Genomic DNA, 26,063 nt, shown 5'->3' on the forward strand with positions numbered 1-26,063 from the left:
TGTCCGTTCAGTCACTGCATAAACCTGCAGGTCAGGGGCCCTCCCCCCGGTGGACAGGGACCGAAGGGACTCAAATCTCTAGTTATGAGCCGCATAAGCATCTAGGTACCTGTCCTTACGCCCGCGCATACACACGCACACGTGAGAAGTGGAAGAGCTGATTCTCAGTCCCTTTAGTCCCTGTCAGTCGCTTCTCGCCCTTCTGACCTGCGGTTTCTTCCAGGGACTGAACAGGGAGGGACTGAACCGGAGTCGGGGTGCTTTCAGACCCTGAGGTGCGTCGGACCGCGGCGGCCGCCGGGGCGGGGGGTGAGGGACCGGACTGGGACAGGGTCGGACCAGGGTCCCGGTCGAGCCCGCCTCAAGGGCGGGAGGACCAATGGTCAGTTCTCGGCCAGAAAGTGCGACACGCCCGGGTCTCAGCCGGTTGAAGAAGAGGAACCTACCTGGATGAACCGGGCCATACCTTCACGTAGTGAGGGACCGAAGGGACTGAACTGGCGATACAGCGGCTATTTGAACCTGAGCCGCCGCAACCTCTGAGGTAACCTCCGCAATAGTGAATCTTCAGTCCCTCTGGTCCCTGAGCTGCAGGTGGAAGGCCACTCAAGGGAGCAGCAAGGGGCTGGGAGCAGCCGCCCCTCACACCGCGTCAAGGAAGAGCCAGTGCCCGTGCGTTACGAAAGCCCGCCACACGAGGTGAATGGCGGGACCGCACTGGACGTGGCCACGTGGATGGCGCTGCGCGGCTACCCTGTCCACCCCCTCGCGCCAGGGACCAAGACGCCCGCTCCGAACTGTTCCGAATGCCGGGAAGGGCAGCACCCTCCCCACGCCTGCCCGTGCCACGCCCGGGGGCGCTGGTGCCACGGTTTCCACGCGGCGACCACCGACCCCGAAACGGTGCGCCAGTGGTGGGGGGCCAACCCCGACTTCGGGATCGGTGTCGCCTGTGGACCTGCCGGACTGGTGGTCATCGACGTCGACGCCCACGCCGTACCGCTGCCGGACCGGCAGAAGCTGCTGCCCGGGATCCCCATCGACGAGCGCGTCGACCTGACCGGACTCAGCAGCGGCTTCGACACGTTGGCGCTCCTGGCGGCGTACAGGGGTGTGCCCAACCCCTGCGAGGACGAGTCGACCCTGCGCGTCCGCACGCCCTCCGGGGGCATGCACATCTGGTACCGCACGCCCCAGGACGGGCCGAGCCTGCGGTGCTCCAGTGGTTCGAGCTCCAAGGTCGCGCTCGCCTGGCAGGTCGACGTCCGCGCCGTCGGCGGCTACATCGTGGCGCCGACGACGCGCACGGCCGCAGGTGTCTACGAGGCGCTGGGCGGGGCCCGGCTGCCGGCGGTCCTGCCGATGTGGCTCACCGCCGAACTCGTACGCACCGGCCACAGAGTTGAGCAGCCCGCCCCTGCGGAGCCCACCATGCCGCGACCGAAGACCCGGGACTCCCGGGGCCCCCAGGGCCCCCGGCAGGCCGGCCGGCGGGTCCTGGCCTCGCTCCTGGACGAAGTCCGTGCCTGCGGCGCCAGTCCCGCGGGAACGGCGTTCAGCGAGAAACTCAACCGAGCCGCCTTCACCGCCGGAGGTCTGGCAGCCTCCGGCCACCTCACCGGGGCAGAGGCCCGGGAACTGCTCCTCGACGCCGCGAACCAGGCGCGACCCCACCAGCCACGCCGAAACGTCCTCATCGTCGACACAGGGTTGCGCGCCGGCAGTGATCGGCCGATCCACCCCAAGGAGCGCCCATGAGCAGCGCCGGAAGCACGGGGTTCAATGCCCAGGCGGCGGCGGAACAGCTCGCCGCGTTCACGACGGACACCACGACGCAGGGCCGACGCCTGCCCGCCCAGCAGAGCGGAACGCCCACGGCCATCGGGGCCGCGGACTTCATCCAGGCCGGGTTGTTGAACAACCTGACCGATCGCGGCAACGCGAAGCTGTTCGCGCACCTGCACCACGACCGGTTCCGGCACGTGGAGGGTCTGGGCTGGTACGTCTGGGACGAGTACCGGTGGAAGCGCACCGGCGGGGAGAAGGCGGCGATCTGGGCCGCCGGTGACATGGCGGAGGATCTGCCCGCCCACGATCCGCGCGGGGTGTTCACCGACCGGGAGCTGGCCCAGCACCGCAAGCGCACCATGTCCACCTCGGGCGTCAAGGCCATGCTGACGCAAGCGAAGGCGTCGCCCGAACTGGCGTTGGACCCGGACACGCTGGACGGCGACAAGTACGCGCTCTGCACCCCCGCCGGTGTGGTGGATCTGCGTACCGGCGACCTGCACAAGCCCAATCCGACGCGCGACCTGCATTCCCGTGCCACGCACCTGGCGCCCGAGGCCATGCCCACCCCGCGGTTCCACACCTTCCTCAAGCAGACATTCGGGGATGACGACAAAGGCAAGGAGATGATCAATTTTCTTCATCTCCTGCTCGGCTACTCCATCACCGGTGATGTGGGCGGCCAGGTCCTGCCCTTCCTCTACGGCGTGGGCGCGAACGGCAAGTCCGCCCTGCTCGACGTCGTGATCAAGATCCTCGGTGACTACGCGGACGTGGCACCGCCCGGGTTCCTGATGGAGCGCGGCAAGTTCAACGAGCACTCCACCGAGCTGACCGAACTGCACGGGCGGCGCCTGTTCGTCTGCAGTGAGCTCAAGCCGCACGACAAGTTCGACGAGGCCCGCGTCAAGCTCCTCACGGGCGGCGACCGGCTCAAGGCACGGCGGATGCGGCAGGACTTCTTCAGCTTCGAGCCGACCCACAAGCTGTGGCTCCTGGGCAACCACCGCCCGGAAGTGGGCACCGGTGGGCACGCGTTCTGGCGCCGGATCCGCCTCATCCCCTTCGAGAAGGTCGTCCCCGACCACCGGAAGATCGACAACCTGGCGGAGGCGCTCGTACAGGAGGAGGGTCCGGGCATCCTGCACTGGATGATCCAGGGAGCCAAGGCCTACCTCGCCGACAAACCACCCCTGACGGGGCCCAGCGTCGTACGCACCGCCACCCAGGCCTACGCGACGACCGAGGACCACATCGGGCGCTTCCTCGCGGAATGCTGCACGACCGGCGCGGAACTGCCCGATCCACGCGACCTCAAGGTCGAACAGGGAGCCCTCTACCGCGCCTACAGTGCCTGGTGCCTTGATGGGGAGGGTCTGAGGCCCGCCACGACGCGCGCGTTCGCCACGCGCATCCGCGCCGAGGTGGGCGTGGCCTCGCCCAATGAGATGCTCCGTTCGAACGGGCAGAAGTTTTATCCGGGGCTGGCCCTTCTGGCCGATGAAGAGTAGGTCCCACGTGACGCGAACAGGGCAACTACGGCGTGACTGGTCGATGCGTGCTGCAGTCCCGGGGCGGGCACACCTACGATGGACAAGGATGATGAACGGATCCACCAGCCGGCGGGAGCCCACGGGGCTCCGTCGCATACCGGCATCGGCGTCGCTCGCGGCGCGGAGAAACCAGGGGCCCCGCGGGGCCGACGTGCACGAGGAAGGGTCCAGGCCATGAGCTCGCTACTGACAGCAAGCGATCTCGCCCACGAGGTCAAAGTGGTGTGGCTGGAGGATCCCGAAGAACTCGACTACGTACGGCAGGCCCTGGACAAGACTCCGCGCCGGCGCGGGAAGCCGCGCTACCACCGTGACGGGCGGATGATCGGGTTCACCGAGCTCGGCGACACGGCGGAAGCGGACCCCGACAGCGGGCTGCAGAAGCGGCGTGTCTTCTACCTCCTGCCGCACGACCGGGACGCCCAGCCCGAGGGCCTGTACCGGGAAGGCGCGCCGGGTGAGGCCGTCGACCCGCGGACCATCCAGCCCAGGCAGGTCGGCAGGAAGACCGAACGCTCGCAGCGAGGGCTCTCCGCCCCCACCGTGGCCTGACCGACCGGATGGCCGCGCGCGTGGGGTGGCTGAAACGCGCCGTACTTTGATGGCGAATTTCAGTCCCTTCGGTCCCTGGCAGTCCCTTCGGTCCCTCAGCCGGTCCCCCGGCGGGTCGTCCCTCAGAAGGCCAGGTCGACGTAGTCGATGTCGGTGAACTCGACCAGGAGGCCGGTGGCGCGGGCACCGTTGTCCTTGAAGTAGATCTCCTGCAGGGCTTCGGCGGTGATCTGGCGGAGCTGGGCTTCGGTGGCGCCGGCCTCCTGGGCGGTGAAGAGGCGGCTCGCGTACTCCGGCGGCAGGTGCTGGGTGATGCGCCGCATGCGGCCGTCGTCGGTGGTGCCGGGGGCCGCGGTGAAGCCGAAGCGGGCGCGGGTCTCGATGACGAGGCCGGTGGTGCGGGCGGCCCGGTCGCGGGCGCGCCTGCGTACCAGCGGCTGCCAGCGGCGGCGTACCTCCGTCTCCAGACGGGTCGCCAGGTCCGGTTTCGGTGTTCGGATCTGGTTCTTCACGTAGCGCTCGACCGTGCGCTGGGAGATGCCGAGCAGGCGGGCCGTCTCCCGCGTCGACTTGAGCTGCTTGACGAGGAAGCGCATCTGGGCGCCCGCGGACCGGGGGACGGGGCGGGTGAAGTTCTGCTCGTCGGCGCGGATGAGGCTGTCGTCGATGTCGGAGGGGGGCATGGGTTCTTACTCTCGCTTACTCTCCGTCGGCCGCGGCGTCGTGGCCCTTGATGTGGCGTGCGGGGTTGAGCTGTGAGTCGAGCATCTCCACGGCCCAGAGGAGGGACTGGGTGCCCTCGTGCTTGACCATGCCCGGGCTGACGCCGAGACGGAAGCCGCCGGGGAGGGGCTTGCCCTCGGGGGTGCGGGGGAGGAAGTCGAGGGGGCTGGGGCCGGGGGAAAGGTACAGCGCGCAGTCGGAGAGGACCGCGATGGGGTACTGGCCGGCGGCGGTGGCGAGCTTGTGCATCTTGCGGTGCATGTTGACGCGGGCCGTGGAGATGACGGCGGCGCGGATGTCGGGGCGCCAGGTGGGGCGTTCGAGGGCCGGCCAGGGTTCGCCGTGGCGGTAGCCGGCGCCCTGGGGGCGTTCGCGGAGTTTGCCGATACCGCCCTTGACGGTGGACTTGATGGCTGACAGGACCGGCTTGAGGGTGGGGTGGTGGGGCGTCGTGGCCATCTCCGCCATCGCCTTGAGGAACTCGGCCTCGGTGAGGGCCGGGGTGATGCCGAGGTCGGCCATGGTGGCCATGTAGGCGTCGCGGAGGCGGGTGTACCAGGCGTCGAGGTAGGGGCCGCTGTCGGGGCGGAGCCAGGCCTCGGTGGGGTGGACGGCGTGGCCGAGTTCCTGGGCGTAGGCGAGGGTCGGGGTCGCGTACCAGGCCGGGCCGGTCGGAGGCCGGCCGTGGGGGGTGAAGGGGCTGGGGAGGCGGGGGTCCTGGGGGAGGGCGGAGAGGTCCGCCAGCCAGCAGCCGGGGGTCTTGGGGTCGAAGCGGGGCGAGGTGGTGTGGGTCGCGGGGCCGAGGCCGACGGTGAGGCGGTTCGCGGCCGCGGCGAAGGCCATGTTCACGTCGATGCCGACGGCGTGGGTGAGGGTGCACTCGTCGTCGGTGAGGAGCTGGGGATCGCGGATCCAGTCGTACGCCTCTTCGTCCAGGACCTGGTCCGGGGTGCGCTGGTGGGCGCGGGGGTAGAGGGCGGCGACGACGGGGTGTTCGTCGGGGGCCTCGGGGGGCGCCGGGTCGACGGGGCGGGTGAGGGAGCCGGCGACGGGGGCGGACTCCCACGCCTGGGTGACGGGGTTGCGGGCGGCGCGGGTGGGCGGCCGCAGGGCCGTCATGAGTTCGAGGCCGGTGACCGCCGTGGAGCCGCGGGGGGTGAGGACGCGGGTGGCGTAGGTGGTGAGCAGGTCGGCGAGTTCGGCGGCGGGGAGGTCGGCGGTGTCCTCGCCCCAGGCGCGGGGGTCCAGGGCGCCCCAGGGGAGGACCGCGAGCTGGACGCACTGGCGGCCGGTGGTGGGCGTGGCGGGGCGGTAGACGCGGGGCCAGGGGCCGAAGCCGCGGCGGGTGAGCTGCCACTTGTGCTTCGCGAGGAGCTTGAGGGTGGGGTGGTTGTCGGGGAGGCGCAGGCCGCGGCGGTCTTCGAGGGTGAGGGGGAGGCCGAGTGCCTCGGTGGCGGCGGCGGTGAGGACGAGGAGGGGGTCGCCGTCCTTGCCGTTGCGGTGGAGGCGGGGGGAGCGGAGATCGGCGTCGGGGGAGAGGGCCCAGGCGATGAGGGTGGGCAGGTCGGTGGCGGCCTTGGGGGGGAGGTCGAGGAGGAGGCCGCCGGCGGCGTGGGCCCGGGGGGTGCCGGTGAGGACGGCGAGGGGGATGTGGTGGGGGGCGGGGGGTGTGGTGCGGGGAGGGAGGGGGGCCGCTTTGCGGGTGGGGGGAGCGGTATTAACGGCGTTAACGGTGGGCGCGGGGGGAGCGGGGGGAGGGGTATTAACGGCGTTAACGGTAGGGGCGGGGGAGGGCGGGGTGTTAACGGCGTTAATGCCGTCGGCGCCGTCTCGGGGGGCGAGCTCCTGGCTCGGCTCGGCCGGGAGGCCGGGTGCGGCCTCCGGAGTCGGGGGGTGCGCAGGGGTGGGGGTGTGGAGGGTGGAGAGGCCTTGGAGGAGGCGGGCGTAGGCCGCGCGCTTGGGCGGGCGCGGGGCGGTGCGGCCGGTTTCCCAGGAGGTGACCGTTTCGCGGCGGACGGAGAGGGCCTTGGCGATCTGGTCCTGGCTCAGTCCGGCGGCTTCGCGCAGGCGCTTTCGCTCGTCGGGGTGCGGCAGGAAGTCCTGCGCGGCTGCCTCTTCGAGCAGGGCGTCGACCGCTGCGAAGAGCGTCGTCTGTTCCGGGTCGTTGCTCATGGCTCTCGTCGGGTCTCTCGGTCTGGGTCGCGTCCGCGTCCGGATGGGTCTCTCCGCGGCAAGGCTATGTGAAGCGCACCTCCAAACGCACATGAAACGCACGTGGGGCGTTAACGGCGTTAACGCCCCATCGGGGTCCCGCCTCAGATGCGGGAGAGCAGGAGCTCGGTGACGGCCTTGAGGTCGTCGGGGGTGAGGTGGGCGGTGAGGGCGTCCGCGATGGTTTCCGGGGAGTGCGTGGAGATGGTGATGCGGGGCGCGGGGGAGGGGTGCGGGGGAGGGGTGGGCGTTGATGTGATGGATGAGGAGAGTGGGGTGGAGGGGGTCTTGGGGGCGGGTGTGGCGGGCGGGGCGTTAACGGCGTTAACGGTACTGACGGCGTTAACGGCATTGGCGGGCGTGCGTTGGCGAGGGGGATTGACGGCGTTGAGGGTCTCCTCGGCCGCTGCCGCCTGTGCCTCTTGGGGCAGTCGGCCGATACGGCGGGCCGGCTCCACCTTGAGCTCGCCCGTGTCGACCTTCTCCTGGAGGGTGGGTGTCAGGTTGAGGAGGGCCAGCCGCTGGGAGACCCAGGCCGCCGTCTTGCCGAGCCGCTTGGCGACCTGGGCCTGGGAGCCGTGGACGTCGACGAGTTCCTGGAGGGCGCGGGCCTGGTCCATGGGCGCGACGTCGACGCGGTGGACGTTGGCGATCAGGGCCGATTCGAGGATGTCGGCGGCGGACGCGGACAGCGCGTCGTTGACGTGGATGTGCATGGTCTTGAGGCCGGCCAGCTGGGCGGCCGCGAGGCGCCGGTTGCCGTCGATGACCACGTACGGGGCGCGGCCCAGGCCGTCGGTCTGCCCCGGGTGCGCCTCCATGAAGGCCATGCGGGTGGCGACCGCGAGGGGCTGGAGCTGACCCCGGGAGAGGAGGGACTGGGCCAGCTCGTCGAGTTCGGTGAGGTCCTCGCGGAGGTTGAAGGGGTTGTGGGCGAGTGCCTCGATGGGCACCTCGGAAGGGGGGACGATGCCGGAGGTGGGGGCCCCGGTGGCTTCGGCGATCGCCGCGCGTCGGGAACTGACGCCGACGGGCTGGGCCCGGGCGAAGGAGGCGGAGACGCCCAGTTTGTCGGCCTTGCTGCTCATGAGATCTCCCGGGCGAGGGCGCGGAGGGCTACGGCCTGGTCGCCCTTGGGCGCGTAGACGAAGAGGGGCTGCTTCACGCGGACGGCTTCGCGCTGTTCCTTGAGGTCGGGGACGATCGCCACGACCCGCGGATCCTTTATGTCCATCCAGGCCTGGAGGGAGGAAGTGGCGATGTAGCCGCGGCGGCCGTCGTACAGGTTCACGACGAGGCCGAGGTAGTCGATGTCGAGACTGAGGTCGTCGCGCAGATCGTTGATTTGGGAGGTGAGCAGGTCGTAGGCGTCTGCGGAGGAGTCCTCGGCCTGTACGACGATCAGCGCGCCGGAGGCGCCCGGCTGTTCGGTGTCGCGGCGGCGGCCGTAGTAGATGGCCGCGTCCATGCTGAGCCCGAGGCTGGGCGGGCAGTCGATGAGGATGACGTCGTAGTCGGATTCGACGGGGGCGAGGGCGCGTTCGAGGGCGGCTTCGCGGGCGCGGACGGTGGAGAGGCGGACGTCGAGGAGGAAGGCGTCCGTGCAGGCGGGGAGGAGGTGCAGGCGGTCGCCGAAGCGGTCGTCGGGGATGGGGACGATCAGGTCGGTGAGGGGGCCCTTGGCTTCGCCGGCCATGTGGCAGGTGAGGCTGTCGCCGCCGATGGGGAGGGGCTGTTGGCCCAGCTGCTTGGTGAGGTGGCCCTGGGGGTCGAAGTCGACCAGCAGGACGCGCATGCCGAGGCCGGGGAGGTCTTCCAGGTCGACCGGCGTCGTCTCCGGGTAGGAGGCTCCGCGTTCTCCGTTCGGTTCGTCGGAACCGGGGGAGAGGCGGGCCAGTTGGCGGGCGACGCGGACGGGGTGGAGGGTCGACGGGTCCTCGGCGAGGGCCTCGGCGGTGCCGGCGGTGATGGCGGTCTTGCCGACGCCGCCCTTCTGGTTGCACACGACGATGCGGCGTACGACGGAGGGCCGCTTGACGGTGGGGGCGGGGTTCATCTCCAGCCAGAGGTGGACCGCTTGGGCGAGACCCTGGATGAGGGAGACACCGCGGTCCTTGGAGGCGGCCCGGAACGACTCCCACTGGCCGAGGGGCAGCCAAGTGGAGAAGGACTCGGCGCCGGAGGTGTCGACGGGTGAGGGGGCGGAGGCGAGGGCGCTCCAGTGGGCGATGCCCTGGTGGACGGCGTCCTGGATGTCGACGCGGAGTTGGGCGGTGCGGATCTTCAACTCCTGGCGGAGCCACGGGGGGAGCTTGGAGACGACCTTTTCTCGGTCGCTCTGGGAGGAGGGGGAAGTCATGGGAGGGACTTTACTAACGTTCTGGGGTGGATGTGGGCGCCACGCTTGGGTTTTGCTAACGAAGTGGGTGCGGGTGGCGCGTTGCGGGGGCGTGGTGCGGGTGCCGTGGTGTTTCGTCAGCCGGTCGGGGTGGCTGGGGAGTCCGGGGGCGGTCGTACGGCGCAGGGCCGTTGGGCGGGCCACTCGGCCGGCGGCCCGGGGGCTTGGTGAGGCCCCGGCGGTGCCACGGAACTGGTTGGCATCGGGGCCGTGGCCGGGCCTCTTGGAAGGGAGCGGCGCGGGTGGGCGTGCGTGGGGGCACCGGTGTGTGCGTGCGGGGGTCGTTGCGGAGTGCCGGGTTGGGTGAGGGCGGCGTTCCTGGGCGGGGCGGGGAGGGGAGGCGTTAACGCCGTTAACGGTGGCGCGGGGCGCGCGCTGGGGTTCGGGATCGTGCGGCCGGGCGTTAACGCCGTTAATGGTGCGGGGTGAGGGTGCCCGGGCGCAGGGTCGGTGCCGGGGATGGCGGGACAGTCCTTGTTGCCGCCCCGGGGAGGGGTCGGGCTCGCGCCTGGGGTGGGGACCGTTAACGGCGTTAACGGTGGGGGCGGGAGTCCGGTGGGGTGGAACGGGCCGTGGCGCAGGGGGGCGAGCCGTTGTGCGGGGGAGGTGTGGGCTTCGAGGGCGGGTCGGTGTTAACGCCGTTAACGGTGGCGCGGGGCGCGCTGGGGCTCGGGATCGTACGGCCGGGCGTTAACGCCGTTAATGGTGGGGTGGGGTTTTGCATGATCATGCGGGGGAGTGCATACTCTTCCTATGTCTAAGGTCCTCACCTCCCTTCCGGCCGGCGAGCGCGTCGGCATTGCCTTCTCAGGCGGTCTCGACACGTCGGTCGCCGTCGCGTGGATGCGCGACAAGGGTGCGATTCCCTGCACCTACACCGCCGACATCGGCCAGTACGACGAGCCCGACATCGGGTCCGTGCCCGGCCGGGCGAAGGCGTACGGGGCCGAGATCGCGCGGCTGGTCGATTGCCGCGCCGCGCTGGTGGAGGAGGGTCTGGCCGCGCTCACGTGCGGTGCGTTCCACATCCGCTCCGGCGGGCGGGCGTACTTCAACACCACGCCCCTCGGCCGCGCCGTCACGGGCACGCTCCTGGTACGGGCGATGCTCGAGGACGACGTACAGATCTGGGGCGACGGCTCGACCTTCAAGGGCAACGACATCGAGCGGTTCTACCGGTACGGCCTGCTCGCCAACCCGCACCTGCGGATCTACAAGCCCTGGCTGGACGCGGACTTCGTGACCGAGCTGGGCGGCCGCAAGGAGATGTCCGAGTGGCTCCTGGCCCACGACCTGCCCTACCGGGACAGCACGGAGAAGGCGTACTCCACCGACGCCAACATCTGGGGCGCCACCCACGAGGCCAAGACGCTGGAGCACCTGGACACCGGCGTGGAGACCGTCGAGCCGATCATGGGCGTGCGGTTCTGGGACCCCTCGGTCGAGATCGCCACCGAGGACGTGACGATCGGCTTCGACCAGGGCCGTCCGGTGACCATCAACGGGGAGAAGTTCGCCTCGCCCGTCGCCCTGGTGATGGAGGCGAACGCCATCGGCGGGCGTCACGGCATGGGCATGTCGGACCAGATCGAGAACCGGATCATCGAGGCCAAGAGCCGCGGCATCTACGAGGCGCCCGGCATGGCCCTGCTGCACGCGGCGTACGAGCGCCTGGTGAACGCGATCCACAACGAGGACACCGTCGCCCAGTACCACAATGAGGGCCGGCGCCTCGGCCGGCTGATGTACGAGGGCCGCTGGCTGGACCCGCAGGCGCTGATGGTGCGGGAGTCGCTGCAGCGCTGGGTCGGCGCGGCCGTCACCGGTGAGGTGACGCTGCGGCTGCGGCGCGGTGAGGACTACTCGATCCTCGACACCTCGGGCCCCGCGTTCAGCTACCACCCGGACAAGCTGTCCATGGAGCGCACCGAGGACTCGGCCTTCGGCCCGGTGGACCGGATCGGTCAGCTCACGATGCGCAACCTGGACATCGCCGACTCGCGCTCCAAGCTGGAGCAGTACGCGGCGCTCGGTCTGATCGGCACCGCCAACCCCGCGATCGGCGCGGCGCAGGCGGCTGCGACCGGGCTGATCGGCAGCATGCCGGAGGGCGGGGCCGAGGCCATCGCCTCGCGGGGCGAGGTCTCCGAGGACGAGGAGATGCTGGACCGCGCGGCCATGGAGTTCGGCACCGACTAGTCGGCGGCCGCCGGACGGCAGTGGGGAAGAGAGGTCGGCTCAGCGCCTTCGGGCGTGGGGCCGGCCTTTTGCCGTGGGGCGCGGAGGCGTTAACGCCGTTAACGTGTATGGTGGACGCAATTTTCTCAGGTGAGGGGGATCCCATGGCGGACGAGGACTGGGGCGCGGTCGTGAGGCTGCTGTGGGGGCCGGCGGTGGAGCCGGCGAGGGGGCCCAAGCGCGGGCTCACGCTCGGGGGCATCGCGGAGGCGGGAGTGGCCATCGCCGACGCGCAGGGGCTCGGCGGTGTGTCGATGCAGCTGGTGGCCGGCGAACTCGGGGTCACGAAGATGGCGCTGTACCGGTACGTGCCGGGGAAGGCCGAGCTGGTCGCGCTGATGGTGGAGGCGGCCCTGCCGGATCCGGCCGGGCTGGATACGCAGATGGCTGCCCGGGAGGGGTGGCGTGAGCGGCTCGGGGTGTGGGCGCGGGCGTTGTGCGCGGGGTTCCGGGCGCACCCGTGGCTGCTGGAGGCGACGGTCGGGGCGCGGGTCATGGGTCCGCGGGAGGTGGGGTGGATGGAGCGGGCGCTCGCGGCGATGGACGGGTGCGCGCTGAGCGGAGCCGAGGCGATGGACGCGGTGGTGCTGGTGTCGGGCCACGTACGGGGGATCGTCGCACAGGAGCGGGCGCTGGGCGGCGGCGCCGCCGGGCCGGACGCGGACCTCGCCAAGGCGCTGGACGAAGTGATGCGGGAGCACGGGGAGGGCTACCCCGCACTGACGGCGGCGCTGGCGTCGGTCGCGGCGCACGGTGGGCAGGACCAGGCGTTGGAGTTCGGGCTGGCGCGGATCTTCGACGGGATCGGGCTGCTGGTGGAGGGGCGGCGGTGACCTTCGGAAGTCCCGGCGTCGCGGCGTAGGTCCGTTTCCCGCGCCGGGGTGCGGGGGGAGGGGGCCGGGGACGCCGTCTTCGGGAGGGGCCTGTGGCGGGTGATCCGCTGACGGGAGTGCTGATCGCGGTACCGGTGGTCCTGCTGCTGTGCGGGGCGGGTGCGGTGGTGATGCGCAGGTGCGGGCAGCCGGCGGTGGTCGGGGAGATCGCCGTCGGGATCCTGCTCGGGCCCTCGCTGCTGGGGTGGGTCTGGCCGCAGGGGCAGGGGTGGTTGCTGCCGGCGGGGGTGCTCCCGTACCTGGGGGTGCTGGGAAACCTGGGCCTGGTCGTCTTCATGTTCCTCGTCGGATTCGAGCTCGACCTCGGGCTGTTGCGCGGGCGCGGGCGGGTCGTGGCGGTGGTGGGCCAGGCGAGCGTCGTCGTACCGCTGGCGCTCGGCGGACTGCTGGCGGCGGGGATGTACGGGTCCTTCGCGCCGGACGGGGTGGGCCGGGGCGAGTTCGTCCTGTTCGTGGCCGTGGCGATGAGCGTGACGGCGTTCCCGGTGCTGGCGCGGATCCTGACGGAGCAGGGGCTGAACGGGACGCCGGTCGGGGCGGTGGCGTTGGCGAGCGCGGCGGTCGCGGACGTGGTGGCGTGGTGCCTGCTGGCGGTGGTCGTGGCGGTGGCGGGCGGGGGTGGGGTCGCCGGGGCGGCGGTCACCGGGGTACTGGCCGGCGCGTTCCTCGCCGGGATGTGGTGGGGAGTACGGCCGGTGCTGGCCCGGTGTGCGAAGCGGTGGGCCGACGCCGGTGGGGGAGTGGTCGGGCTGTTCGCCGGGCTGTGCGGGACGGCGTACGCGACGGACGCCCTCGGGGTGCACGCGCTGTTCGGGGCGTTCGTGTGCGGTGCGGTGGTGCCGCGGGACTGGGCCCCGGTGGAGGGGGCGGCCCGGCGGATGGGGGAGGTGGTGGTGCCGGTGCTCCTGCCGTTGTTCTTCGTCGGGAGCGGGCTGCGGACGGACGTCGGGCGGCTGGGCGGTGACGCGGGGGCGTGGCTGTGGGCCGGGGCGGTGCTGGTGGTGGCGGTCGCCGCGAAGTGGGGCGGAGGTGCGGGGGCCGCTTTGGTGGCGGGGCAGCCGGTACGGGACGCGGTGGTGCTGGGGGCGCTGCTGAACTGCCGGGGGGTGACGGAGCTGGTGGTGCTGAACGTGGGGCTCGGCCTGGGGGTGATCGGGCCGGAGCTGTTCACGGTGCTGGTGCTGATGGCCGTGGTGACCACGGCGCTCACGGGGCCGGTGGTCCGGCGGATGGTGGGGGGCAACCGTTAACGGCGTTAACGCCGTTGACGGTGAGCGGGTGGGGCGAGGGGGCGCCGCAGGGCGTTAACGGCGTTAACGCCGGCGCGGCGGCGGAGCGTTAACGGCGTTAACGCTCCCCGGTCGTCAGCCCGTGAGCCCGTCGGGCGTTAACGGCGTTAACGGCGTTAACGCCGTGGATGTCAGCGGGTGGTCCAGCCGCCGTCCACGGAGAGGGTGGTGCCGACCACGAAGGAGGCGCGGTCGCTGCACAGCCACAGGGCCGCTTCGGCGATCTCGGCCGGATCCGCGATGCGGGGGAGGGGGGCCGCCTGCAGGAGGACGTCCTCCATCTCCGGGTTGCTCTTGAGCCAGCCGTCGATCATCTCGCTGCGCGTGGAGCCGGGGGCGATGGCGTTCACGCGGATGCCGTGGGGCGCGTACTCGGTGGCGGCGGCCTTGGTCATGCCGATGACGGCGTGCTTGGAGGCGATGTACGGGGCCGACACCGGGGTGGCCACCAGGCCGGCGGTGCTGCTGTTGTTCACGATCGCGCCGCCCCCGGTGAGCAGCATCGCGCGGATCTCGTGGCGCATGCAGTTCCAGACGCCGCGGACGTTGGTGTCCATGGTGGTGTCGTACGCGTCCTCGTCGAGGAGGTGCAGGGGCTTCGGCTCGACGCCGAACCCCGCGTTGTTGAAAGCGGCGTCCAGCCTGCCGTACGTGTCCACGGCCGCGGCGACGGCGCGGGCCACGTCCTCGCTCTTGGCGACGTCGGCGACGACGTACTGGGCCCGGTGTCCGGCGGCGCGCAGTTCCTCGGTGAGTGCGGCCAGTTGCGGCTCACGGCGGGCGACCAGTGTGACCGCGGCGCCTTCACGGCAGAACACCCGGGCGGCGGCAGCTCCTATGCCTGCGCTGGCACCCGTGATCAGGGCCGACTTGCCTATGAGAACACCGATGTCACCGCTCATGAGGGCTGACAGTAGCAGCGGGTAGGCGGGTTGGGACCAGGCCGTCACGTGATCAGGTTCGTCGGTCGGACCGGGGGTGGGGACGGGCGGCGGGAGAGGACCGGAGGGCGGGTTGTGTGGAGGGTGCGCGAAGGGGCCGACGGGGACTCGGAAGCTGTGGCTCCAGTGGGAGTCCGCCCGGGCTCGGCTGCCGACACGGACTGTGGCCGCCCGAACTCGTCACACCTTCTTCGGTGTACCGCGCATGCGGCGCATGCGGTTTGTGGAGCCCCCATGGATAAGCAGGAGCGTGCGACGCGCACGCGGGAGTCACTCGTGCGCGCCGCGGCGGAGGTGTTCGCCGAGGAGGGGTTCGCCGCCGCGTCCGTCGCGACGATCAGCCGCCGGGCCGGAGTGACCACCGGGGGGTTCCACTTCCACTTCGCCGGCAAGGCCGCGCTCGCGCGAGCCGTCGAGGACCGGTCGGTGGAGGCGGTGCGGCGGATCATCGATGCGGCCAGGGAGGCGGGGGAGGTGGCGGCGGACCCGTTGCGGGTGTTGCTGGACTCCACGTCCGCGCTGATGACGCTGCTGGCCGAGGACGTCGTGGTGCGGGCCGGCTTCGGGCTGTCCGCCGATGTCTCGCGCGGGGGCCGGGTCGACGTCTGGGGAAGTTGGCGGTTGTGGGTGGACGAGTTACTGGAGGCCGCCGAGCGCGGCGGGATCCTGGCCGAGGGCGTTTCCCGGCGGGACGCGGCGCGGGCGGTGGTGGCTTCGACGGTCGGCCTTGAGCTGATGGGTGCCGCCGAGCCCGAGTGGGTGGGGCCGGAGACGCTGGCGCGGATCTGGACGCTCATGCTGGGCGGGCAGGCATCGACGTGACAAGGTAACGGAATAAGACCAAACGGTTTGGTAATCGGGTGAGGGGGGTGGGCCCGACGGCCGGGGCTGAGGCGTCAACCCCGCAGGTGAGGCGACGCGGTAGGGGGTGGCGGGGGAGCAGGGTGCATGAAAAGAGGTGGTGCGAGCCCGGTTGACAAACCGTCTGTCCCGTTTTTTACTGGCTCTTGCGACTCATCCAAGGACAGGGGAGTACGACGTGGACATCGATGTACTGGGCGCACTGGCCGTGCGGGAGAACGGGACCTCCATAACGCCGACAGCCCCCAAGCCCCGGCAGGTCCTGGCCCTCCTGGCCCTCCATGCCGATCAGGTGGTACCCGTATCGGCGCTGATCGAGGAACTGTGGGGCAGCCTGCCGCCGCGCAGCGCCCGGACGACGTTGCAGACGTACGTACTGCAGTTGCGCTCGCTCATCGCGCTCGCCCTGGAGGGGGGCGACGGCTCGCGGACGGCGAAGGACGTGCTGGTCACCCTGCCGGGCGGGTACCTGCTGAACAGCGGGGGCGGGACGAGTGACGTACGGGAGTTCGACCGGCTCTCGGGGCTGGGCTACCGGGCGATGGACGCCGGTGACCACCCGGGGGCGGCGAGGCTGCTGCGGGAGGCGCTGGCGCTGTGGTCGGGGCCGGCGTTCGCCGACGTGCACGGCGGTGTGCAGCTGGACATGGAGGCGCGGCGGCTGGAGGAGACCCGGCTGTGCGCGCTGGACCAGCGGATCGAGGCGGACCTGCGGCTGGGTCGGCACCGGGAGCTGCTGGCGGAGCTGACGGTGCTGGTGAGCCGGTACCGGACGCACGAGAACCTGCACGGGCAGTTCATGCTCGCGCTGCACCGGTCGGGGCGGCGCGGGGAGGCGCTGGACGTGTACCAGCGGCTGCGGACCACGCTGGTACGGGACTTGGGGCTGGAGCCGTCGGCCGCGTTGCGGCGGTTGCAGCGGTCGATCCTGATGGCCGGGCCGGACGGGGTGGCCGCGGGGCGGGTCGTCGGCGCGGGCGCGACTGCCGGTGCGGGCGTGACGGATGTGCGGGAGCGGCTCGTACGGGCTTGATGTGCGGGTTGGGGGTAAGGGGCTGATGTGCGGGCCCCGGAGGACGGCCCGACGTGCGGGTCGGGGCGATGTGGTGCGTGCGTGGCGGCGCGGGCGAGAGGAGACGAACGGTGCAGGAGAGGTCGGAGCGGACACGTAGGCGGTTGGTCTTCGCCGGGGCCGAGTTGTTCCACCGCCACGGCTACGCCAACGCGACGCTGGGGGACATCGCGCGTGCGGCGGGCGTCACCAAGGGAGCGCTGTACTTCCACTTCGCGTCGAAGGACGACCTGGCCGACGCCGTGCAGCGGCAGGGGTGCCGGTTGTTGCACGAGGCGGTACGCGGGCTGCGGGAGGGCGGGGCCTCGCCGTTGCAGGTGCTGATCGACACGACGCACTGGCTGGCGCGGACGCTGCACGAGGACGCGGCGGTCCCGGCGAGCTTCCGGATCACCAAGGAGTGTGCGGGGCAGCAGCCGGCGGTGATGGACTTCCACGGGGCGTGGTTGGCGTCGGTGTGCGGGTTGCTGCGGATGGCGCGGGACGCGGGCGAGTTGGCGGCGGCGGGCTTCGTCGGGGCCGGGGAGTTCGGTGACGACGCCGGTTTTGCCGGGGGCGCCGGGTTCGATGGGGACGGGGAGTTCGGCGCGGGGCGGTGGGAGGAGGCGGAGTCGTTGGTCGCCGCCGCCCTGTCGGGCATCGAGGTGCTGTCCGGGACGGGGTTGTCCTACGAGGAGTTGCGGCGCAAGGTCGCGGCGCTGTGGGGGTTGCTGCTGCCGAGCCTGGTGGGCGCGACACGGGTGGGCGAGTACCGGACGGGCGGGATGGCGCACGTGGACACCGAGACGGCCGGCGCCGGGGCGGGTCCGCTCGGCGCGGTGGGGTGAGGGCCGCGCCCGGACGGCGCGTCCGCAGGCGGCACTGAGGGCGGCGCGGGCGGGCTGCGGCGGTCCCGGGCCGACATCGGGGCGGGCGCAGCAGGACGGCCTGTGGGGGCGGTTGGACGTGGGGCCGCCCATCGATCCGCGGGGCGTACCGGGGAGACCCCAGGAGCGCCTTCGAGGTCGCGCTGCCGTACCTCCCGGGATGACCAGACGTACGGGGTCCAGGGCGGCGACCGTGGGCCGCCGCCTCGCGGGAGCCAGGCAGGATCCGGCCCGGGGAGCGGCAGGGGTACGCCGACATCCGGGCGACCCGGCCGCAGGGCCTCGCCGAGGCGCTGAACGATTTCACCGCTCGGGCCGCTCACCCGGATCCGGAGAAGCGCGGGGAGTGGAGCGATCCGCTGGGCCCGGTCGACCGCGACCGGATGCTCACCGACGTGATGCCGTACCGGTCACGGGAAACGGGCGGTCCGCCGCCCGCAGCTCCTCCCCACGCACCCACGCCCACCGCGCGCGTCGGGCGGTGGACCTCGTACGACCGGGCGGGCACTGCCCGGCCACCGGGGTGCCGGAGTTGCCGGTCGGGATCGTAGGTGCCTTCTTCCGCGGCGTGCTGTGATCATGGGGCGGTGAATGACGAGAAGAGGACACCGCCCGAACTGGACGGCGATGAACGGGCCACGCTGACCAGCGTGCTGCAGTGGCAGCGCGACACCCTGATGATGAAGTGCGCGGGCCTGACGCACGAGCAGCTGCGGCGCAGGGCCGTCGCCCCCTCGCAGCTGAGCCTGCTGGGGCTGGTGCGCCACCTCGCGGAGGTCGAGCGGGGCTGGTTCCGCAACGTCCTGAACGGCGAGGACGTACGGGGCTACTTCCCGCAGAACGCGGCCGGGGAGCGGACGGAGTTCCACGTCGAGGACGCGGACCCGGCCGAGTCGTTCCGGATCTGGGAGGAGACCTGCGCGCGGTCGCGGGCCATCGTGGAGGCGGCCGGGTCGTTCGACGTGCAGGGGCACTTCGGGGAGGAGACGTACTCCCTGCGCTACGTGCTGGCCCACATGATCGAGGAGTACGCCCGGCACAACGGGCACGCGGACCTTTTGCGCGAGGTGATCGATGGGGCCACGGGGGAGTAGCCCGGCGGCCCAGCCCCGTAGCCCCCGTGGCCCCGTAGCCCCCGTGATCCGGTGACCCCGGCTCCGTGATCCGTGATCCGTGATCCGGTGGCCGGTTACGGGGCCGGGCGGGTCGTGGCCCGGTCCACCGCGTCCAGGGCCGGGGCCCAGGGGAAGGCGGGGGTGCCCTCGGCGGGCGGGACGGGGGCGGTCTCGCCGTACAGGAGCTCGACGCCCGCGCCCCGCAGCACGCTCAGGGACAGCTCGAAGCGGGGATGCGCCGCGAGGGCGGGGCTCAGGCAGGGCACGGCCACCGTCGGGGTGCCCCGGCCGATGGCTTCGGCGGCGACCCCGGCGACGAACCGGTCGGTGAGCCCGAGGGCCCAGGCGTTGAGCGAGTTGAAGGTGGCGGGGGCGAACAGCACGGCGTCGGCGGGCGGCCACGGGTCGGGTTCACCGGGCAGCGGGTACTGCCACCGCACGGGGTTTCCGGTGAGCGCGGCCAGTCCGTCGAGGCTTCCGGCCACCCAGTGCGCGGCCGTCGGGCTGAGCCCGAGGCACACGTCCCAGCCGCGCGACTGGGCGTCCTCGATGACGTGCGCCACGTCGAAGACGGGCGGGGCGGCTGAGCAGAGCAGGTGCAGAGTCCTCGTCATACCGCCATGTGATCATATTTCTTGACCTCAACCATGCTTGAGGGTCCAGGGTGTGCGTCATGGACATCGACAACGAAGAGCGGAACGCAGCGGTCAAGGCCATCGCGGAGGTCGTCGCCACCGTCGAACGCACCCAGCGGGCGAAGGACGCCGAGGGGTTCCTCGCACTCTTCCACCCCGACGCGATATGGACCACCGCCCACGGCAAGGTGCTGATCGGCTTCGAGGAGATCGCCGCGTTCACGCGCACCGTGCTCCCGAACGCGAGCTGGGACGGCCGGGTGACGTACGAGGTGGCGCACACCGCGTTCCTGCGGCCGGACGTGGCCGCCGTGAAGGTCCGTCAGGTGTACGCACCGGCGGAGGGCGCCGGCAGTGAGGGGGCGCCCCTGTACGTGATGACCCGGCAGGGCGACGGGCGTTGGCTGCTGACCGCCTGCCAGAACACCGAAGTGCGGGGTGGTTAGGCCTGTTCACCGCGGACCGATGAGTTTCGGGCGGGAGCCGGGTCCATCCCTGTGAGCAGCGGGACATTCAATGTGGACAGCGTGCACATTTGTTTGTAGGCTTCCCGCTGTCTGGATGTGGACGGCGTCCACATTGTAGAAGGGGGAGTCAAGGATGAGCGGGACACTCGACGACGCGCGCCCTGCGGTCACGAGGCGGACGCACGACGTGGCCTCGGAGCGCAGGACGCGCGCCCTGCTGGCCTGCGGGGCCGCCGGCGGGCCGCTGTTCGTCACCGTGGGCGTCGCCCAGGGGCTGACCCGCCCGGGCTTCGACTTCCGGCGGAACGCCCTCAGCCAGCTCAGCCTCGGCGACCTCGGCTGGGTCCAGGTGGCCGGCTTCCTGCTGACCGGGGCGCTCGTCCTCGCCGGTGCGGTGGGTGCCCGGCGGGCGCTGCACGCAGGGCCCGGGGAGCGCTGGGTGCCCGTCCTGCTCGGGGTGTTCGGCGCCTCGTTCCTCGCCGCGGCGGCCTTCGACGCCGACCCCGGAGCCGGATTCCCCGCCGGGACGCCGGAGGCGGCCGCCGCAACGCTCAGCGGACACGGGGCCGTTCACATGCTCAGCGGCATGGTGGGCTACCTCGCGCTGTGCGCCGCGTTCGTCGTCCTGGGCCGTACCTTCACCGCCCGCGGCCGGAGTGGCTGGGCCGTGGCCTCACGTCTCGTACCGGTGGCGGTGGCGGGCGGATTCCTGGCCTCCGCCGTCACCGTCCTGGCCTTCACCACCGGCGCCGTGCTCGGACTGGCATGGCTGACCGCCGTGTGCGTCCGGCTCGCCGGGGACGGCGTGGCCCGGTAGCGCACCCACCGTTCGTGAGACCCACTCAGATCCCGAGAAACGGAAGTACTGCCCTCATGCGCATCGTCATCAGCGAGTTCATCAGCCTCGACGGGGTCGTCCAGGCCCCGGGCGGCCCCGACGAGGACCGCGACGGCGGCTTCGGCCACGGCGGCTGGTCGAACCCGTTCTTCGACCCCGAAGTGGTCGGCGGCGCCTTCACCGACACCGTGGCCGGCGCCGAAGCGCTGCTGTTCGGACGCCGGACGTGGCAGACGATGGCCGCGGCGTGGCCCGAGCGGGCCGGGGACCCCTTCGCGGACCGGATGAACTCCCTGCCCAAGTACGTGGTGTCCGCCACCCTCGGCGAAGCCGACCTGACCTGGGAGCACACCCGGCTCATCCCCGCCGCCGAGGCCGTCGCCCGGATCGGGAAGCTGCGCGCCACCGACGGCGGCGACCTGCTCGTCATGGGCAGCCCCACGCTCGTGCGCAGCCTGCTCGGCGAGGGCCTGGTCGACGAACTGCGGCTCGTCGTCATGCCGGTGCTGCTCGGCGGCGGGAAGTCGATCTTCCCGGACGACGGAGGCCTGCGCACCCTGGAACTGGTCTCCGTGGTCACCGGCTCCACGGGCGTGAACGTCTGCACCTACCGGCCGGTGACGGCATGAGCGCCCCGGTGAAGGGACCCGCGAGCTACTTCCCGTCCATCGAGCGCAAGTACGGCCGCCCGATCGCGGAGTGGCAGGAGCTCCTGCGGACCTCCCCGCTGACGAAGCACATGGAGCTGGTCTCCTGGCTCAAGACCGAGCACGGGCTGGGACACGGCCACGCCAACGCCCTCGTGGCCCACCACCTGGCCGGCGGCGTCTAAGGCCCTGTGCGGGCCCGAGGAGGTCGCCCGGACAGGGCCCTAGGCCGGCCCTGAGGACGGCGGGAGGTCTAGGACGCCGACGCGTTGGGCGCCGCTGAGTTCGCCCGTGGTGCGGAAGCCGAGGCCGAGGTAGAAGGGTTCGGGGCCGCGCTCACCGGCGTGCCAGGTGACGTACAGGCGCGAGCCGCCCGCGCGGCGGACCTCCTCGGCGACGGCCCCGACCGCGAAGCGGCCGTAGCCCTTGCCCTGGTGCCGGGCGGAGATGTTCAGGCGCCACAGTCCCGAGCGCCGGTCGGCGGGGTTCCCGTCCCAGGCGAAGTCCAGGAACGCCATGACGAACCCCACCACTTCGTCCCCGTCGACGATGGCCCGGGGCCAGGCGAGCGGCCCGTAGACGTACGCCTCGGCAAGCGATTTCAGGACAGGGGAGACGAAGCCCTCCTGATGCGGATGGAGCCGGATCGCGCACACGGCGTCGAAGTTGTCGGGGGTCACCGGCGCCAGACGGGGAGTTGAGCTGGTCATATTCTCAGCCTACTTTCCTACGGCGGTGTGATCAGCGGGCACGGCATGGGGTATGACAGGACGAGGGCACGTCCCGGACCCCGGTTCACGCCCACCACCCCCCCGGCGAAAGGCTGTCGTTGATACCCGAACGGATCCTCGTGACGGGCGGCACCGGCTTCGTCGGCTCCCACGTGACACAGAGGCTGCGCACCGCCGGCCCGGACGCCCCCGTGCTGCGGCTGTTCACCCACCGCCGCCCCAGCCCCGGCGACGGCTCCGGGGCCGGTGCACGGACCGTCGAGACCGTGACCGGCGATCTCACCGACCCGGCCTCGCTGCGGGGGGTCTGCGACGGCGTCACCACCGTCGTCCACCTCGCGACCCGCATCGGAGGCACCCAGGAGCAGTGCCGGGCGGTCAACACCGAAGGCACCCGCGCCCTGCTGGCCGAGGCCGCGCGGGCGGGCGTACGCCGCTTCGTGCACCTCGGCACCGCCGCCGTGTACCGGGACGAACCGCACCGGGGTGAAGCCGAGGGGGTGTTGGCCGAGGAGCCCTCCTCGCCGACCAGCGTCACACGGCTGGCCGGCGAGCGGCTGGTGCTCGAGGCAGGGGGTACCGTCCTGCGGCCGCATCTGGTCTACGGCCGCGGAGACACCTGGGTGATCCCCGCGGTCGCGGACCTGATGGTGCGGCTCCCGCACTGGGTGGACGGCGGCCGCGCGCGGATGTCGATGATCTCGGTGGACGCGCTGGCCGGGGCGGTCGCGGACCTGGCCCGGCTGCCCGGACTGCCCGCCGGGCAGGTGCTGCACGCCTCCCACCCGGAGCCGGTCACCTGCCGTGAGCTGATCACCGCCGTGGCCCGGGCGCTGGAGGTGCCGCTACCGCAGGGCGAGGTCACCCCGGAGGAGGCGCTGGAGCTGCTGGGCGGCGCGGACGACCCCGTGGTGCGCCGCAGGCTGTCCCTGCTCACGGTCGACCACTGGTACGACAGCGGGCGGCTGTGGAGGCTGCTGGGGACCGGACCGGGCCCGGGACTGGGGGAGGCGTTCGGGAGGTACGCCTCCTGGTACCGGGATCAGAGGGCGGCGAGCGCCGGGACGGCGAGGGGCGCCACGTCGACGGGCGCCGCGGTGACGCCGGCGGGCAGGCCGACCGAGGACAGGCTGACGGGCGCGGACCCGGCGGCGGACACCGTACCGCTCACCAGCGCCTCGAAGACCTTGACGTCGCCCTGACGACCGATCACCTGCACGCTGCGGACGGAGGGGTCCGTTGAAGGGGCCACCTCGGCCTCGATCCAGCACGGGGCGTCGAGCTCGGCGTAGTTGAGGAAGGACGACTCGATCCCCGTGACGGTGAACGAGTCGGCGGCGAAGGTGCTGTACGCGGCCTGCCGGGCCGCCTCGATCAGGACCATCGCGGGGTGGTGGTCATTGGCGTGCTCGAAGAGGATCGGGTGGCTCAGGTGCGGGCTGAGCAGCCAGCGGCCCGATTCCCCGGACGGGGCGAGTACGACGTCGACCGGAAGCAGCCGGCCGGCCTCGACCGCCGGGATCGGCGTCGCCCGGACCACCGGCGCGTTGGCACTGCTGGTGCACTCGCCGCGCAACCGTCTGTAGACCGCGGGCGGGACGAAGCTGAAGAACGCCGTGCCGGTGGCCGTCACCCGGCCGTCGCGGCGGATGCTCACTTCGAGGAAGCCGGAGAACCGGTTGCCCTTCCAGGCGAAGTCGCGGCACGAGGCGATCAGTTCCAGGTCGGTGGGGCGGGTTCCTATGAAGAGCTCCTCGGGATCCGCCTTGAAGCCGAGGTTCCAGAGCAGGGCGTTGTGCCCGAGCGGTACGCCGTACTCGGCGTGGCACAGCAGGAGCCCGGCCTGGCGGATGGTCTCGCCGGCCTGTACGGGGTCGTGGCTGGTGCCGTCGGCGGTGGTGAAGAAGGTGTGGGCGCGGGGCCACTGGCCGTTGAGCAGGAAGAGGTCGTCCCCGATGCGACGGTAACCGGTCAGGAACACCTCCGCGACGGAACTCCGGTGGACGTATTCCCTCGGTACCGTGCTCGTGAGCTCTGGAAGGTCGTTGCAGCGCGCCCAAGGTGCTCCTGTTCCAGACAGGGGTTGCACCTGGGCGTCGGTCTGGAACGTCAGCAGGGTCATTGACCTCTCCACAGAGTCGTAACGACGGTTGGGGTGCTCCTGGTCACGCAAGATACGTACTCTCCGGTTTTGTTTGCAAGGTACTTCGTACGCCCAGTTGTTACATGGGCGGTGTCGCGGGGGTCCTCCCACCGAGGGGTGGGAGCACCCCAACCCGACCCCTACCAGGCACGTTACGAACTGATCGCACTGCGTGGGACCGGGAGGTCCCGTCCCAAGTGGGAGGGGGTATTCCGCTCCTCGGGCGCCGCTGCGGGACGTGATCGCGCCAAAAGTCCGCACCCCCTGCCGCCTGCGGAGAGTGGTCGTGACGGGCATGTTCGGGAGCGCTTCGGTCGCGACTCTTGGGCGACTAACAAACCGATCAAGCGGTTTAGTAACGTCTTCAACGGTCGGGGAAGGGGTTCCCGCCGGAAGAGGGTGCCCGGTTCTCGTGTGGAGCGAGGCGACAGGCAGGAGGCGCGTCGATGAAAGCGCCTCGAACTCCAGGTTGTTACCTAGCTGGGGTTGATAAAATACGGACCTTCTGGTTCTTTTTATGGTGGGGGGGCGGGGCATCTCCAGAGAGGGCCCCTTGGTCGGTTTCCCAACATCACCGGAGGCATCGTGGCACGGCAAGAGCGTGCGGTCCGCACGCGGCGCGCAATCTTGGAGGCGGCCGCCGCCGTCTTCGACGAGCGGGGCTACGAGGCGGCGACGATCGCGGACATCCTCGCCCGGGCGGGCGTCACCAAGGGCGCCCTGTACTTCCACTTCTCCTCCAAGCAGGAGCTGGCCCAGGGCGTCCTCGACGAGCAGATGGCCGAAGGCGGTGTCCCCCCGCGTGAGAGCAAGCTCCAGGAACTGTTCGACGTCGGCATGGTGCTCGGTCACCGGATGCGGCGCCACCCCATGCTCAGTGCCGGCGCCCGGCTGTCCCTGGGGCCCGACATGAGGGAGATCTTCGGCGGGGGATCGGTGCCCGCCTGGATCGAGGTCACCGAGGACCGGCTGACGCAGGCGAAGGCACAGGGCGAACTGCTCCCGCACGTGGAACCCGCCGAAGCCGCCTGGATCATCTCCGCCGGCTGGGCCGGCGTGCAGCTGTACTCCCAGACGCTGACCGGCCGGGCCGACCTCGAATACCGGGTGGCCTCGTTCTACCAGCACCTCTACCCCAGCATCGCGACGCCCGCCGTGCTCGCCCGCCTGGACATGGCGGCCGACCGCGGGGACCGGGTCGTGGCGGAGATCCGGGCGTTGGAACTGGCCCTCGGGGAAGAGGTGGAGGTGGACCAGGCCCCGGTCAGGGAATCGTTGGCCTCCTGAGCCGGTCGAGCGGGACTCCGGGCCGGCTCGTCCGGCCCGGCCGACCATCATGATCCACACGTTCCCTGGGGCAAACCGCTGGTACGGTTTGTGGAGATGTCATGGTGAAGCAGGAGCGCGCGGCCCGTACGCGCGAAGGTCTGGTCCGCGCGGCAGCAGAGGTGTTCGCGGAGGAGGGGTACGAAACCGCCTCCATCGCCACCATCAGCAAGCGGGCCGGGGTCAGCACGGGCGGGCTGCACTTCCATTTCGGGAGCAAGACCGCCCTGGCCGACGCGGTGGTCGAACGGGCCGCGGAGTCCCTGCGGACGATCACCGTGTCACGGGTCGCCGGATCCAACTCCCTCCAGTTGCTGATCGACTCGACCCATGACCTGGTGGCCCTGCTGGCCCGGGACGCCGTCGTCAGCGCGGCGTTCGGACTGGTCGCGGGCAACGGCGCCCGGTCGGCGGTGGGCCGCGAGCGCGGCTGGGCGGTGCGCCGGCAGTGGCAGCGGTGGGTCGAGACCATGTTCCGCGAAGCGGCGGCCGAAGGGCTGCTGGCCGACAGGGTGTCGCCGCAGGACGCGGCCGCGGCCGTCGTGGCGGCGATCGTCGGCTTCGAAGTGCTCGGGGCCGACCGGCGCGAGTGGTCCTCCCGTTCCTCGCTCACCCGGTACTGGAACCTGATGCTGCCCCAGCTGGTGGCCCCCCACCGGCTCGGCGACGTACTGGCAGGAGGGTCGGGCACTTCGTCCGGCGCCCGGTCCGCCAAGGCCTCTTGAGGCCGGCACCGGCCGCTCGGGGTCACTCGGGCCGTGCGGGCCGTTGGGGCC

The 26,063-nt window shown here is 71.5% G+C and carries 24 protein-coding genes and 1 pseudogene; 17 read left to right on the forward strand and 8 right to left on the reverse strand.

Going from position 1 to position 26,063, the window contains the following annotated elements:
- Nucleotides 1–735 precede the first annotated feature (735 nt).
- The 3 genes from OHA81_RS33360 (at nt 736) to OHA81_RS33370 (ending at nt 3,893) form a co-directional block, all read left to right on the forward strand.
- Entirely contained in the window at nt 736–1,758 is a 1,023-nt protein-coding gene (locus tag OHA81_RS33360; protein ID WP_329203376.1) for a bifunctional DNA primase/polymerase, read from the forward strand.
- The gene (locus OHA81_RS33365; RefSeq protein ID WP_329202958.1) at nt 1,755–3,299 is read left to right on the forward strand and encodes a DNA primase family protein; all 1,545 of its coding nucleotides are present in this window, start codon (nt 1,755–1,757) and stop codon (nt 3,297–3,299) included. Before OHA81_RS33360 ends, OHA81_RS33365 begins: the two co-directional genes overlap by 4 nt.
- Before the next feature lie 216 nt (nt 3,300–3,515).
- Entirely contained in the window at nt 3,516–3,893 is a 378-nt protein-coding gene (locus tag OHA81_RS33370) for a DUF6009 family protein (RefSeq protein ID WP_190187537.1), read from the forward strand.
- Between the two features lie 122 nt (nt 3,894–4,015).
- Here the strand turns inward: OHA81_RS33370 and tpg are convergent, their stop codons facing one another.
- The 4 genes from tpg to OHA81_RS33390 all read right to left on the reverse strand — a co-directional run bounded on the left by tpg (nt 4,016) and on the right by OHA81_RS33390 (nt 9,186).
- Nucleotides 4,016–4,576 (reverse strand): telomere-protecting terminal protein Tpg, encoded by a 561-nt coding sequence (gene tpg, locus OHA81_RS33375; RefSeq protein ID WP_329202961.1) that lies wholly within the window; start codon nt 4,574–4,576, stop codon nt 4,016–4,018.
- Nucleotides 4,577–4,592: 16 nt separating this feature from the next.
- Nucleotides 4,593–6,788: a telomere-associated protein Tap gene (gene tap / locus OHA81_RS33380; RefSeq protein WP_329202963.1), complete on the reverse strand. Its 2,196-nt coding sequence runs from the start codon at nt 6,786–6,788 to the stop codon at nt 4,593–4,595.
- A 143-nt stretch (nt 6,789–6,931) separates the two neighbouring features.
- Complete coding sequence (locus tag OHA81_RS33385) at nt 6,932–7,915, reverse strand: ParB/RepB/Spo0J family partition protein (protein WP_329202965.1); 984 nt, start codon at nt 7,913–7,915, stop codon at nt 6,932–6,934.
- A complete protein-coding gene (locus tag OHA81_RS33390; RefSeq protein ID WP_329202967.1) occupies nt 7,912–9,186 on the reverse strand; it encodes a ParA family protein in 1,275 nt (424 codons plus the stop codon). The genes OHA81_RS33385 and OHA81_RS33390 overlap by 4 nt, the downstream gene beginning before the upstream one ends.
- A 792-nt stretch (nt 9,187–9,978) precedes the next feature.
- Here OHA81_RS33390 and argG point away from each other — a divergent pair.
- The 3 genes from argG (at nt 9,979) to OHA81_RS33405 (ending at nt 13,606) form a co-directional block, all read left to right on the forward strand.
- Nucleotides 9,979–11,424: an argininosuccinate synthase gene (gene argG, locus OHA81_RS33395; RefSeq protein WP_329202969.1), complete on the forward strand. Its 1,446-nt coding sequence runs from the start codon at nt 9,979–9,981 to the stop codon at nt 11,422–11,424.
- Between the two features lie 143 nt (nt 11,425–11,567).
- On the forward strand, nt 11,568–12,296 hold the full coding sequence (locus OHA81_RS33400) for a TetR/AcrR family transcriptional regulator (protein ID WP_329202971.1): 729 nt from the start codon (nt 11,568–11,570) through the stop codon (nt 12,294–12,296).
- Nucleotides 12,297–12,388: 92 nt separating this feature from the next.
- A complete protein-coding gene (locus OHA81_RS33405) occupies nt 12,389–13,606 on the forward strand; it encodes a cation:proton antiporter domain-containing protein (protein WP_329202973.1) in 1,218 nt (405 codons plus the stop codon).
- Between the two features lie 170 nt (nt 13,607–13,776).
- On the opposite strand, the gene OHA81_RS33410 is transcribed toward OHA81_RS33405, so the two are convergent.
- Nucleotides 13,777–14,547, reverse strand: coding sequence for an SDR family NAD(P)-dependent oxidoreductase (locus OHA81_RS33410; RefSeq protein WP_329202975.1), 771 nt, complete (start codon nt 14,545–14,547; stop codon nt 13,777–13,779).
- 273 nt (nt 14,548–14,820) lie between these two features.
- Between OHA81_RS33410 and OHA81_RS33415 the strand changes: the two genes are divergently transcribed.
- The 4 genes from OHA81_RS33415 (at nt 14,821) to OHA81_RS33430 (ending at nt 18,479) form a co-directional block, all read left to right on the forward strand.
- On the forward strand, nt 14,821–15,408 hold the full coding sequence (locus OHA81_RS33415; protein ID WP_329202977.1) for a ScbR family autoregulator-binding transcription factor: 588 nt from the start codon (nt 14,821–14,823) through the stop codon (nt 15,406–15,408).
- Nucleotides 15,409–15,625: 217 nt separating this feature from the next.
- Nucleotides 15,626–16,480: an AfsR/SARP family transcriptional regulator gene (locus OHA81_RS33420; RefSeq protein WP_329202979.1), complete on the forward strand. Its 855-nt coding sequence runs from the start codon at nt 15,626–15,628 to the stop codon at nt 16,478–16,480.
- A 110-nt stretch (nt 16,481–16,590) separates the two neighbouring features.
- Entirely contained in the window at nt 16,591–17,346 is a 756-nt protein-coding gene (locus tag OHA81_RS33425) for a ScbR family autoregulator-binding transcription factor (RefSeq protein ID WP_329202981.1), read from the forward strand.
- A gap of 626 nt (nt 17,347–17,972) precedes the next feature.
- Nucleotides 17,973–18,479 carry a DinB family protein gene (locus OHA81_RS33430; RefSeq protein ID WP_329202984.1) on the forward strand — a complete coding sequence of 169 codons (507 nt, stop codon included), beginning with the start codon at nt 17,973–17,975 and terminating at the stop codon, nt 18,477–18,479.
- A 95-nt stretch (nt 18,480–18,574) separates the two neighbouring features.
- Here the strand turns inward: OHA81_RS33430 and OHA81_RS33435 are convergent, their stop codons facing one another.
- Complete coding sequence (locus tag OHA81_RS33435; protein ID WP_329202986.1) at nt 18,575–19,114, reverse strand: flavoprotein; 540 nt, start codon at nt 19,112–19,114, stop codon at nt 18,575–18,577.
- A gap of 59 nt (nt 19,115–19,173) precedes the next feature.
- Here OHA81_RS33435 and OHA81_RS33440 point away from each other — a divergent pair, with 59 nt between their 5' ends.
- The 4 genes from OHA81_RS33440 (at nt 19,174) to OHA81_RS33455 (ending at nt 21,272) form a co-directional block, all read left to right on the forward strand.
- Nucleotides 19,174–19,581, forward strand: coding sequence for an SgcJ/EcaC family oxidoreductase (locus tag OHA81_RS33440; protein ID WP_329202988.1), 408 nt, complete (start codon nt 19,174–19,176; stop codon nt 19,579–19,581).
- 154 nt (nt 19,582–19,735) lie between these two features.
- On the forward strand, nt 19,736–20,419 hold the full coding sequence (locus OHA81_RS33445) for a DUF998 domain-containing protein (protein WP_329202990.1): 684 nt from the start codon (nt 19,736–19,738) through the stop codon (nt 20,417–20,419).
- Between the two features lie 56 nt (nt 20,420–20,475).
- On the forward strand, nt 20,476–21,069 hold the full coding sequence (locus OHA81_RS33450) for a dihydrofolate reductase family protein (protein WP_329202992.1): 594 nt from the start codon (nt 20,476–20,478) through the stop codon (nt 21,067–21,069).
- On the forward strand, nt 21,066–21,272 hold the full coding sequence (locus OHA81_RS33455; RefSeq protein ID WP_329202994.1) for a DUF4287 domain-containing protein: 207 nt from the start codon (nt 21,066–21,068) through the stop codon (nt 21,270–21,272). The genes OHA81_RS33450 and OHA81_RS33455 overlap by 4 nt, the downstream gene beginning before the upstream one ends.
- Before the next feature lie 39 nt (nt 21,273–21,311).
- Here OHA81_RS33455 and OHA81_RS33460 read toward each other — a convergent pair whose 3' ends face one another.
- Nucleotides 21,312–21,797: a GNAT family N-acetyltransferase gene (locus OHA81_RS33460; RefSeq protein WP_329202996.1), complete on the reverse strand. Its 486-nt coding sequence runs from the start codon at nt 21,795–21,797 to the stop codon at nt 21,312–21,314.
- 140 nt (nt 21,798–21,937) lie between these two features.
- Here OHA81_RS33460 and OHA81_RS33465 point away from each other — a divergent pair.
- Nucleotides 21,938–22,459, forward strand: a pseudogene (locus OHA81_RS33465) (NAD-dependent epimerase/dehydratase family protein); the annotation flags it as partial.
- A gap of 401 nt (nt 22,460–22,860) precedes the next feature.
- On the opposite strand, the gene OHA81_RS33470 reads toward OHA81_RS33465, so the two are convergent.
- On the reverse strand, nt 22,861–23,940 hold the full coding sequence (locus tag OHA81_RS33470; RefSeq protein ID WP_329202998.1) for a ScbA/BarX family gamma-butyrolactone biosynthesis protein: 1,080 nt from the start codon (nt 23,938–23,940) through the stop codon (nt 22,861–22,863).
- Between the two features lie 606 nt (nt 23,941–24,546).
- Here OHA81_RS33470 and OHA81_RS33475 point away from each other — a divergent pair.
- Nucleotides 24,547–25,248 (forward strand): ScbR family autoregulator-binding transcription factor, encoded by a 702-nt coding sequence (locus tag OHA81_RS33475; RefSeq protein ID WP_329203001.1) that lies wholly within the window; start codon nt 24,547–24,549, stop codon nt 25,246–25,248.
- A gap of 101 nt (nt 25,249–25,349) precedes the next feature.
- Nucleotides 25,350–26,012 carry a ScbR family autoregulator-binding transcription factor gene (locus OHA81_RS33480; RefSeq protein WP_329203003.1) on the forward strand — a complete coding sequence of 221 codons (663 nt, stop codon included), beginning with the start codon at nt 25,350–25,352 and terminating at the stop codon, nt 26,010–26,012.
- Nucleotides 26,013–26,063: the final 51 nt, after the last annotated feature.

It is taken from the genome of Streptomyces sp. NBC_00667 (assembly GCF_036226825.1).
In the GTDB taxonomy this organism is placed as follows: domain Bacteria; phylum Actinomycetota; class Actinomycetes; order Streptomycetales; family Streptomycetaceae; genus Streptomyces.

What these genes read in the sequence shown, in the direction of transcription:
- OHA81_RS33440 (WP_329202988.1), top strand. Translation starts at nt 19,174, where the DNA reads ATGGACATCGACAACGAAGAGCGGAACGCAGCGGTCAAGGCCATCGCG.
- OHA81_RS33390 (WP_329202967.1), bottom strand. Translation starts at nt 9,186, where the DNA reads ATGACTTCCCCCTCCTCCCAGAGCGACCGAGAAAAGGTCGTCTCCAAG.
- OHA81_RS33385 (WP_329202965.1), bottom strand. Translation starts at nt 7,915, where the DNA reads ATGAGCAGCAAGGCCGACAAACTGGGCGTCTCCGCCTCCTTCGCCCGG.
- OHA81_RS33445 (WP_329202990.1), top strand. Translation starts at nt 19,736, where the DNA reads ATGAGCGGGACACTCGACGACGCGCGCCCTGCGGTCACGAGGCGGACG.
- OHA81_RS33415 (WP_329202977.1), top strand. Translation starts at nt 14,821, where the DNA reads ATGGATAAGCAGGAGCGTGCGACGCGCACGCGGGAGTCACTCGTGCGC.
- OHA81_RS33370 (WP_190187537.1), top strand. Translation starts at nt 3,516, where the DNA reads ATGAGCTCGCTACTGACAGCAAGCGATCTCGCCCACGAGGTCAAAGTG.
- OHA81_RS33455 (WP_329202994.1), top strand. Translation starts at nt 21,066, where the DNA reads ATGAGCGCCCCGGTGAAGGGACCCGCGAGCTACTTCCCGTCCATCGAG.
- argG (WP_329202969.1), top strand. Translation starts at nt 9,979, where the DNA reads ATGTCTAAGGTCCTCACCTCCCTTCCGGCCGGCGAGCGCGTCGGCATT.
- OHA81_RS33480 (WP_329203003.1), top strand. Translation starts at nt 25,350, where the DNA reads ATGGTGAAGCAGGAGCGCGCGGCCCGTACGCGCGAAGGTCTGGTCCGC.
- OHA81_RS33470 (WP_329202998.1), bottom strand. Translation starts at nt 23,940, where the DNA reads ATGACCCTGCTGACGTTCCAGACCGACGCCCAGGTGCAACCCCTGTCT.
- OHA81_RS33435 (WP_329202986.1), bottom strand. Translation starts at nt 19,114, where the DNA reads ATGACGAGGACTCTGCACCTGCTCTGCTCAGCCGCCCCGCCCGTCTTC.
- tap (WP_329202963.1), bottom strand. Translation starts at nt 6,788, where the DNA reads ATGAGCAACGACCCGGAACAGACGACGCTCTTCGCAGCGGTCGACGCC.
- OHA81_RS33360 (WP_329203376.1), top strand. Translation starts at nt 736, where the DNA reads ATGGCGCTGCGCGGCTACCCTGTCCACCCCCTCGCGCCAGGGACCAAG.
- OHA81_RS33410 (WP_329202975.1), bottom strand. Translation starts at nt 14,547, where the DNA reads ATGAGCGGTGACATCGGTGTTCTCATAGGCAAGTCGGCCCTGATCACG.
- OHA81_RS33450 (WP_329202992.1), top strand. Translation starts at nt 20,476, where the DNA reads ATGCGCATCGTCATCAGCGAGTTCATCAGCCTCGACGGGGTCGTCCAG.
- tpg (WP_329202961.1), bottom strand. Translation starts at nt 4,576, where the DNA reads ATGCCCCCCTCCGACATCGACGACAGCCTCATCCGCGCCGACGAGCAG.
- OHA81_RS33460 (WP_329202996.1), bottom strand. Translation starts at nt 21,797, where the DNA reads ATGACCAGCTCAACTCCCCGTCTGGCGCCGGTGACCCCCGACAACTTC.
- OHA81_RS33365 (WP_329202958.1), top strand. Translation starts at nt 1,755, where the DNA reads ATGAGCAGCGCCGGAAGCACGGGGTTCAATGCCCAGGCGGCGGCGGAA.
- OHA81_RS33400 (WP_329202971.1), top strand. Translation starts at nt 11,568, where the DNA reads ATGGCGGACGAGGACTGGGGCGCGGTCGTGAGGCTGCTGTGGGGGCCG.